The organism is Streptosporangium subroseum (assembly GCF_900188345.1).
Classification (GTDB): Bacteria; Actinomycetota; Actinomycetes; order Streptosporangiales; family Streptosporangiaceae; genus Streptosporangium; species Streptosporangium subroseum.
In genome coordinates this window covers 1-6,663 of record NZ_FZOD01000131.1, presented here as the reverse complement: position 1 = coordinate 6,663, position 6,663 = coordinate 1, and the positions used below count along the sequence as shown (strand labels likewise).

General features: G+C 62.8%; 7 protein-coding genes. 6 read left to right on the top strand and 1 reads right to left on the bottom strand.

From position 1 onward, the window contains the following. The 3 genes from CHC08_RS47260 to CHC08_RS47250 all read left to right on the top strand — a co-directional run. Positions 1 to 805 (top strand): SDR family NAD(P)-dependent oxidoreductase (locus CHC08_RS47260; RefSeq protein WP_089213888.1); only part of this gene is annotated, 805 nt, incomplete at its 5' end. Between the two features lie 172 nt (positions 806 to 977). Further along, complete coding sequence (locus CHC08_RS47255; protein WP_089213887.1) at positions 978 to 1,646, top strand: recombinase family protein; 669 nt, start codon at positions 978 to 980, stop codon at positions 1,644 to 1,646. Positions 1,647 to 1,907: 261 nt separating this feature from the next. Then, complete coding sequence (locus tag CHC08_RS47250; protein WP_089213886.1) at positions 1,908 to 2,678, top strand: transposase family protein; 771 nt, start codon at positions 1,908 to 1,910, stop codon at positions 2,676 to 2,678. Between the two features lie 6 nt (positions 2,679 to 2,684). Here the strand turns inward: CHC08_RS47250 and CHC08_RS47245 are convergent, their stop codons facing one another. Continuing rightward, positions 2,685 to 3,197, bottom strand: a complete 513-nt coding sequence (locus tag CHC08_RS47245) for a DUF6461 domain-containing protein (RefSeq protein WP_089213885.1) — start codon at positions 3,195 to 3,197, stop codon at positions 2,685 to 2,687. A 766-nt stretch (positions 3,198 to 3,963) separates the two neighbouring features. Here CHC08_RS47245 and CHC08_RS47240 point away from each other — a divergent pair. The 3 genes from CHC08_RS47240 (at position 3,964) to CHC08_RS47230 (ending at position 6,458) form a co-directional block, all read left to right on the top strand. Then, entirely contained in the window at positions 3,964 to 4,485 is a 522-nt protein-coding gene (locus tag CHC08_RS47240) for a peptidase inhibitor family I36 protein (protein WP_089213884.1), read from the top strand. A gap of 331 nt (positions 4,486 to 4,816) precedes the next feature. Then, entirely contained in the window at positions 4,817 to 5,545 is a 729-nt protein-coding gene (locus tag CHC08_RS49245; protein WP_143653706.1) for a hypothetical protein, read from the top strand. 625 nt (positions 5,546 to 6,170) lie between these two features. After that, positions 6,171 to 6,458: a hypothetical protein gene (locus CHC08_RS47230; RefSeq protein ID WP_089213882.1), complete on the top strand. Its 288-nt coding sequence runs from the start codon at positions 6,171 to 6,173 to the stop codon at positions 6,456 to 6,458. Positions 6,459 to 6,663 lie beyond the last annotated feature (205 nt).

The following is a 6,663-nucleotide window of genomic DNA, read 5'->3' as shown; positions in this document are numbered from 1 at the left end:
TGCCGGCCATCGCCTCGTCGCCACCGCGCGCAGGCCCGAAGACCTCGACGATCTCGTCGCCCAGTACGGCGACCGCATCCGCGCGGTCGCGCTCGATATCACCGACGCCGCAGCCGCCCAGGCGGCCATCCAGATAGCGGTCGAGGAGTTCGGCCGCCTCGACGTGGTGGTGAACAACGCCGGTTACGGCATCATTTCAGCCATCGAGGAAACCTCAGACGATGACTTCCGCGCACAAATCGAGACGAACCTTTTCGGCGTCGTCAACGTCACCAAAGCAGCCCTGCCGGTACTGCGCAAGCAGCGCTTCGGCCACGTCATTCAGATATCGTCCATCGGCGGCCGCGTCGCAGGTACGCCAGGCATGGGCGCCTACCAGACTGCGAAATTCGCCGTCGGAGGCTTTTCCGAGTCTCTGAGCAACGAGGTGAAGCCCTACGGCATCAAGGTCACGGTGGTCGAGCCCAGCGGAGTGCGCACCGACTGGTTGGCTGCCTCCCTCAACACAGGACAGGCCAGCGAGAACTACGACCAGACCGTCGACGCGATGTACCGGTTCCTTGCCACCTGCGCTGACAGTCAGCCAGGAGACCCAGTCCGCATAGCTAAGATCATCATAGATATCGCCGACACCGACGATCCGCCCCTGCGCCTGCTGCTTGGTTCGGACGCAATCGCGATCGCCGAAGAAGCATTTAAGGCGCGCGCCGCTGAAGACGAGAAGTGGGCGGATGTGGGCAGGTCTGCCGACTTTCCGGATGGCGCGCAAGAAATGAGAGCGGCTTATGGGCGCGTCGGGGGGTGAGTAACTTAAAGGCGCCGATAGCCGAACCATGATCTCTTTCTTTCAATAAACGATCGTTTTTTGACGATCATGGAAGAGGGGCTCCGGAGGCCCCGAAATCCCTTCAAAAACCCCTTCAAAAACCGGGGGTCGTCAACAACCTTCCAGCACCGTTTTCTGAGAGAATGCCGGGGTGACCGCGCCCCCGCTCGCCGCCGAACTGCTTGCCGCCGAACCCGCCGACCCGACCGGCATCAAGATCGGCTATGCCCGGGTCTCCACCGGCGGCCAGAACCTGGAACGCCAACTGGATGCGCTCAAGGCGGCCGGGTGCCGGCGGATCTTCGCCGAGAAGAAATCCGGCGCCGGTGCCGAGCGGGCCGAGCTCGCCGCGGCGCTGGAGTTCATGCAGCCCGGCGACACCCTCGTCGTGCCGTCGCTGGATCGGCTGTCGCGTTCCCTGCAGGAGCTGATCACCACGGTGGCCGAGCTGCGTCGGCGCGAGATCGGTTTCACCTCACTGCACGAGAGCCTGGACACCACCACCCCGGGCGGCCGCCTGGTCTTCCACGTGTTCGCCGCGCTGGCGGAGTTCATCCGCGAACTCATCATCTCCGGCACCCGCGAGGGCCTGGCCGCCGCCCGGGCCCGCGGCCGCGTCGGCGGACGGCCCACCGTCATCACCCCCGACCTCCTGCGCGCCGCCCGCGATCTACTGCCCAACCCCGAACACTCCGTCACCTCGATCGCCAAGCTGCTCGGAGTCAGCGCGGGCACGCTGTACAACCACATCCCCGACCTCCGCCAGCTACGCAGCGGCCACAACACCACTCAGCTCGACAACGGCAATCGAAACGGCTGACGTCCAGTTTTCATCATCGCCCTCTCCGTAAAACGAGTTATGGAGAGGCGGTAAGAGTGCGGCGGGCTCGGAGACCGCCTGGCGGCACGCGGTCGAGCAGCACTTCCAAGGTCGGCTTCCACTGAACCTTTTTCATCCCGCCGATGGCGGTCCGCAAGTCACAGCCTGATCGCGAGCCTGCCGTTCGCCTGATGACATAGAGAAGCTCCTGGTAGACGGGTTGATCACCACAACCACGCCCGTCACAACCAGGAGCTCCGGGTGCTGTTCTATCGCGCCGCCGTCGATTTGTCGCGTTCAACGCTGAGCTACGTAGCCGGCCTGATTCGCAGACGTCGCAAGGCGATCGGGTCGACCTGGCGGCGGCTGAACCCCGGACAGCAGGCCCTGCTCACGCTGGTCTACCTACGCAAGGGCGATACCTTCAGCGAGCTCGGAGCCGGGTTCGGAGTGTCGACCACGACCGCGTGGCGGTACGTGGAGGAGACAGTGAAGCTGCTGTCGGCACGCTCCCCGAAGCTCCGGCAAGCGCTGCGGAAAGCAAGCAAGGACGGCCTGCACTACCTGGTGCTGGACGGCACCCTCATCCGCACCGACCGGGTCAAGGCCGACCGACCGTACTTCTCCGGCAAGCACCGGGTACACGGGATGAACGTCCAGGTCATCGCCTCACCAGACGGGACGATCCTCTGGACCTCCGGGGCGCTGCCGGGCAACACCCACGATCTGAGCGCTGCCCGGATCTGGGGCATCCTGCGCCAGCTGGAACGGGCCGGGATCATCACGCTCGCAGACAAGGCCTACCAGGGAGCCGAAGGCCCGGTCCGCACTCCGTACAAGGGCACGAACAAGCCCGAGTCGCAGAAGCGGGCCAATCGGTCACACGCCCGCCTGCGCGGTCCAGGCGAGCGCGCGAACGCCCAGCTCAAGAGCTGGCGCATCCTGCGAAAGCTCCGCTGCAGCCCCGGCAAGGCGGGACACCTGTGCAAGGCCATCGCTGTTCTTCAGAACCACCGGCTCTCTCAACAATGAAAAGGTTCAGTACTCAAGGACGCCGTGGGCGGCCGCGATGTGACTAGAGGTATTCGGCCGTACCCCGGTGATGCGCTGGGCCAGTTGCAGCGCCGCGGCAAGCCCACCCTCCGAGTTGCCGTGGACCAGGCCGAGCTCGATCCGGTCGGCGAGGTAGTCCTGCGGGGCGTCGTCCGCGTCGTAGGGGATCAACGGGTCGAAAGACAGAATCTTGCGGCCGTCCGCGTAATGGTCGAAGGACGCGACCCTGTTCACGTTGACGAAGACGCTTGCCGTGACCGTTCCTGCCGACAAGGGCCGCAGCACCTCATCCATCGTTCCCGCGAAGCCGTTCCACTCGCTCAGAATGGTGCCGCCCTCGGCCGGATGGGCACAGATGAGGCCCTCCTCGATCTCGTCTTCCTCGTCGTCACCGTCGAACACCTCGATACCGAGTCGGGCCAACGCCTCGTGCGGGGTGAGGCCGCGGACGTGCGTTGCGCAGAACGCGGTGTCATCAAGCCAGCTGTAGACGCTCACGGGAACCTTGCTCTCTCGGGGGGCTAGATCACGGAAATCTTGGCATGCGGGTCCGACGGAAATCGCGTGTGACCTTGAGAGTCGACATCGGTGCACCCCGGTGGTCTGCGGGCTTGCCGCCGGTTGCGGACAGAATGTGCCGGCCGCGATGTCTGCGGTCCAGGGCAGCCACGAAGCCTTACGCCGTGTGGGTGTCGGAGTTCCGCAGAATGAGCCTTTTCAGCCTCACGTGCCGGACATCTTGAGCGCTATCGACCTGGGACAGCTCGGGCTGGGCGAGGTTGCCGACGCCCGCCTAGTAGTGCTCCGTTTCCTGCCCTGACCACCCGATGAGCCGCCGCGGCGCCGGGATGAAAAAGGCTCACTGGTATTGAGACTGCGGAAAGCGAATCGATCGTGGCGGTGGACAGCCCCTCAAAATCACAGTCAGCCTGTGATTCTGGATTGCCCGATGATTTCGCTTAGAGGAGAATGTCGAGCTACTCGATGGCCGAATGAGGACACTAGAGCGATTTGAGTTATCGCGCGTCCAGAGCGGGCTAGGCTATTTTCCGATCAGATGCTTGATGTTAAGTCAACATTAATTGCGACGCTCCGTAATTAACGCAACACTCGCGACGCTCTGTGACTAACACAACACTGTATTTATTTTAATAACTCAAGATCTTGAACAATAGTCAAAATTCCTGTTATATCTAACTGCGGGCGAGATGTTTGGACGCGCCTCGCCCGCAGCACATCTGTCGATGCGAAAGAAGGATACTGCATGCGCCTCCGATCTCAACTGACCGTTTTCGGACTCATGGCCGTTGCGGCCATGAGTCCGCTGGCGGGAACGGCCGCCGCATCCGCTCCCGACCCTCAGAAGGACGCCCAGCCTGCCGTCATGGCCCCCTCGAAGGCCACTCAGCTCGACGCACCTGCCGCCGCTGCTGGCCCTCGCTGGGTAGAAAACCCGGCGCTCCCCCGCGAGTTCGCCATCAATCCCAATGCCAGCCTTAGCTCGGTCAGTGTTGCAGCCGTCTGCCCGAGCGGCTCCTACTGTGCGTACTACAGCCCCAACCGGGCGGGTACCGGGATCGGCTGGAGCGGCGACGAAACTCAGTGGAGCTTTCTGATGAACGACCAGGATGAATCGTCCTGGAACAACGGCACCACAGGCAGAGGCGTCACGCTTTACCGGAACCCCAGCTACGTCACCGCTCTGGGATGCCTGCCCAGAGGGCAGTTCTGGAGCCTCCACAACCCGAAAGACACTGGTAGCTCTCACCGGTGGGCCGGCTGCTAACAGCCGCTAAAGTACGTCGGTCCAACATCTGATAAATGAGTGAACGCGCGGACGGTATCGCTTCTTACTACGGCCGTCCGCGCGTTTGCCGCACCACCTGTCGATCCCTGGAGGAACCATCTTGGCGGCCATCTCCCGCCCCTTCCACGCTGCCCTACCATTAGCGATGGCTCTAATCGCGGGTGTTGCGTGCAGTAGTACTCCTCCAGCGAGTCAGGACGTCACTCCAGTTGCCGTACCGCAAGTTCGGGACTGGCGATGGCTGAACTTCAGAGCACCCGATGAGCAGCGTTCCCTACTGATCGCAGACCAGTTGCTTATCTCTGAGTGCATGAAAAAACAAGGCTATAAATTCCGGCCCACCATTCCACCCCGTGAGACGGAACCCGACTACCCTCACATCGACGGTGATGACATTTCCGCTCGCCAGCAGCGCGGATACGATCCCGATCCACGCATGCTGCAAAAGCAGCCAGAAGATCCCAACACCGACTATATCGCCAAACTATCCGAATCAGAGCGAAAACGACATGGCATCGCGCTGACCGGCGATGGGGATCTTGACCTGAAAGTCACGTTTGCTAACGGCGACAAGATCTCATCAGATTCAGACGGCTGCTTAGCGGAGTCCACCACAAAGCTGTACGGCGATCAGCAACAGCTTCTGCGTGTCCAGGTACTGGCAATCAACGTAGACGCCGAGGCCATGGCGCGCGCCCGCAAGGATTCCGCCTACCTTTCCAAGGTCGGCGAGTGGAGTTCATGCATGGCCCAGGAGAGCTTGAATTACAAGACGCCAGAAGAAGCACTTAACGATGTCTTGAAAAAGCAGCCGGGCCAGGACACTACCGCCGCGCGTAAACGAGAAATGTTGGTCGCGGTAGCGGATGCGACATGCAGTAAGCGGGTAGGGCTCTCCGAAACCGAACGCAGACTCACCGGCGCTTACATCGATAAAGTCGCTCGCGAGCGACAGGTAGAAGTCTCTACATTTACCCAAATGAGGGCCCGGGCGTTGCAGATAGCAACCAAGCTAATGCGTAAAAACAACATCAGCTGACATGCCATCATGATCTCGTCAACGGGCTCCGCTGCATCCACCATGGCGGCTGGCCACTTGCCGGTCTCGGCATCGGCGAGCGGGAGCAGGTCGATGACCGGCGCGCACTCAAGTTTGTCGAAACCTACGGGTCCGCGCCCCGAGCGGCGCTGGCCGTGCCCGCCGGTACTGTGACCACGTTCAGAGCGTTCTGACATGTGGCATCAAGGTTGCACCCCCCTCTGAGTCCGGACGCCACTGTCGCCGGCACCGTGCTGCAGGAGAGCTCGCGGTAGGCAAACGCCTGACGGCGATAAGCGGCCACCATATTGGCGGCCAGCGCGCAGCGGTCCAGGTACGTGGTGAAGGCCGCGAGCGCTGAGGCGGTCATCTCCAGCCACTTCTCCTTATTATCCGGGGAGTTTTTCCAGCGTTGGCTCCGGGCCCGGAGCGGCGTTATCCGGGGAGATCACGCCAAAGCTCCCCGGATAATGACACTTATCCGGGGAGTCGCGCGGGGCGACGCGAAGACTCCGGAGCGCGGAGCCAATCAGGAGCTCCAAGGGAACGCGAGGGAGCGGGCAACCGGGCTTGGTGGGTCGGTCGTCTCATAGGCACCCTGTCACTTCACGTTGTGGAGCACTTCTTGCTCAAACGCCTGCTCCTCTCCGCCGCCCTGGTCGCCGCCGCGCTGATCGCGCCGGCTGCGTTCGGCCCCGCCACCGCCTCCACCGTCGCCGCGGCGTCCGCGTCCGCAGGGAACTCGACGGCCGCGTGCAGTTATCGCCGCGACGGCCTGGTGTGGCGGTGCATCACTCCGGGCGCGTATTGCCCGAAGGCGGCCCGCACCAAGTACGGGTATGCGAAGGTCACCAACCGCAGGTACAAGTGCTCGGTGTACAGCAACGGCCAATGGCGCTGGAAGCGCCTCTAACCTCCCCGCCTGACTCGAGACGGTCATTCCTGGACGAATGCCCCTCGACGGCCTTGATCGTTTAACTGTCCCGGAAACCACGACCGTTTCCGGGATGGCTATTTTGCCTGCCCGCTCCAGTAGGCGAGGTTGGCGCGGGCTCTCAACGTGTCCGGGTGCTCGGAGCCCGACACCCGCTCGCGTACCGGCACCAGCGCCGCGTACT